We start from the raw sequence: 2,439 nt of genomic DNA on the forward strand, positions 1-2,439 counted from the left end.
CCATCAATAAATTATGGTTAGTCCATTCCGAGGGCAAGTTTGGCTTTTCGGTACAACGGGAAATTTGGCTGGGACAGGGTAAAATCTGGGATAATCTCTGGACAAAAATTGGCTGGAAAGATGGTAACAACTGGACACGCTACCCAAATGCCTTTACTTGGGCTTTGAATGCACCTAGAGGTCATTTACCCCTGTCAAACCAGTTGCGAGGTGTGCGGGTAATTGCTTCATTGTTTGCCCATCCAGCTTGGAAATAGTTAGTTACTGAATGTTTCACGAATCTGAGTATCTAGCGATCGCAAAACTCACAAATATTATCCCACTCCTCTCCGCGCCTCTGCGCCTCCGCGTGAAACAAAAATTAGATAGTCTTAAAAGTAAACCATCTTCGGTACAATTTAAAAGCTAAGGTGCAGGAAATTTCCCCACCCCTACTCCCAAAATCGGAAAATGGCAAACGTTCGTCTTGAAAGCATCAAACGCCGCTTTAACAATGTTACGGCAATAGAAGACATCACCTTTGAAATTCCCGATGGCGAATTTTGGGTTTTGGTGGGACCATCAGGTTGTGGGAAATCTACGATTCTTCGGACAATTGCCGGGTTAGAAAACGCAACATCGGGAAATCTTTACATCGGGGAACAGTTAGTAAATAACATTCCCGCACGTCAGCGCGATGTGGCAATGGTATTTCAAAATTATGCACTGTACCCCCACATGTCGGTTGCGGAAAATATTGCATTTGGAATGAAAATGCGGAAAATTGACCCGAAACTCATTCAACAACGGGTTGGAGAAGTTGCGCGATCGCTTTCATTGGAACATTTATTAGACCGTAAACCCAAACAACTTTCCGGGGGACAACAACAACGGGTAGCATTAGGAAGAGCGATCGCACGACAAGCTCAGGTGTTTTTGCTCGACGAACCGTTATCAAATCTTGATGCTCAATTACGGGACGATACGAGAGCTGAGTTAAAACAACTACACCAAGCCCTCCGTAATACTACGGTATATGTCACCCACGACCAAGTAGAGGCAATGACCTTAGCTGATAAAATTGTGGTGCTGAATGGCGGGCAAATTCAGCAAATTGGCGAACCACAGACTATTTACAACCAGCCGACAAATCGCATGGTGGCAACTTTTATTGGTAATCCACCGATGAATATTTTACCAGCGAAGTTTACGGCTAACGGGTTTGATGTTTTCGGTCAGATTTTACCAGTTCCACTACAGATGAAAGGTAAGTTTAATTTACCAACAGGAAAGCAGGTTGATTTAGGTATTCGTCCCGAATATATTACCATTTCTTCTAATTCTTCTAATTCTTCTAATTCCCTAATCTCCGTTGAGGTGAAAGTTGTAGAACCATTGGGAAGGGAAACTTTAATTCGCGCAGGTTTAGCTGGTTCGACGGAAACTATCAATATTCAAGCTGCTGGCAATGTCCATCCCCATCCAGGGGAAATATTAAATTTAGCATTGGATTTAGATTATTTGTTTGTGTTTGATACTGCCACTGGGGATAAATTATATCCTTCATTTTAATTGACTAATATATACAAAACCTCCCCAAATTGGGAAGGTTATATTTTAATGAAATATTCATGTACTATTTAATTGCTTGGATATCCACATCAGAACATCTACTTGCGCGATCGCATGTAATTACTAATAACCCACATTCCGCACCCTAACTGTCACACATCAACAAAATATTGAGAAAGTAGTACATAAAGCCTACAAATAAGGCATAGCTAAAGAGAACTAATAAGAATTAGTAGCATTAGTGTAAAGTACAAAAATACTACTGTGGTTATTGGGTAGTCAAAGAAAAAGCTCCTTGAATCAAAAATATTAAATAATTAAGAAAAATTAATTTTTGACAAAAGTAAAAATGTGAAAATAAAAGCAGAATTGTTAGGAGAATTCTGCTGCCATGTTTAATATAAAAGATGTTGAAATACAAAATATAGACCATTTAGGGATAGTCGCAGGAATAGTAGATTCAATTGGATTAGTAGAAATTATTAACGATTTATTGGGAGTTGAAGAAGAAGAGAAAGTGAGTTCTGGAAATGTTGTCAAAGCAATGATTTTAAATGGATTAGGATTTGTTTCTAAGCCATTATATATGTTTCCAAAGTATTTTGAGTCAATTCCATGTGAACATTTAATAGGAGAAGGAGTAAAACCAGAGTATTTAAATGATGATAAACTTGGTAGAGTTCTGGATAAATTATTTTTGAAAGGACTCGACACAACATTTTTAGCAATTAGCTTAAATGTAGTAAAAAAATTCCAAATATCTACATTAATATCATACTTAGATTCATCATCTCTCCATATGCATGGTGAGTCGGGAGCATCCCACTTTTTATTTAGCGAGCAAAGATTAATCCATTAAGGTAAGCACAACGGTGAGCAATGACTTGA

At 38.4% G+C, this 2,439-nt stretch carries 2 protein-coding genes and 1 pseudogene; all 3 read left to right on the plus strand.

Translation table 11 applies throughout. The annotated features are described in order from the left end of the window. The coding region (locus CK510_RS29350) for a GUN4 domain-containing protein (RefSeq protein ID WP_143289502.1) at positions 1 to 257 on the plus strand (257 nt) is incomplete at its 5' end. 193 nt (positions 258 to 450) lie between these two features. Then, positions 451 to 1,551: an ABC transporter ATP-binding protein gene (locus CK510_RS29355; RefSeq protein WP_095724982.1), complete on the plus strand. Its 1,101-nt coding sequence runs from the start codon at positions 451 to 453 to the stop codon at positions 1,549 to 1,551. Positions 1,552 to 1,942: 391 nt separating this feature from the next. Beyond that, positions 1,943 to 2,374, plus strand: a pseudogene (locus CK510_RS29360) (DUF4277 domain-containing protein); the annotation flags it as partial. Positions 2,375 to 2,439: the final 65 nt, after the last annotated feature.

The sequence above is a fragment of the Brunnivagina elsteri CCALA 953 genome (genome assembly GCF_002289455.1).
GTDB classification, from domain to species: Bacteria; Cyanobacteriota; Cyanobacteriia; order Cyanobacteriales; family Nostocaceae; genus Brunnivagina; species Brunnivagina elsteri.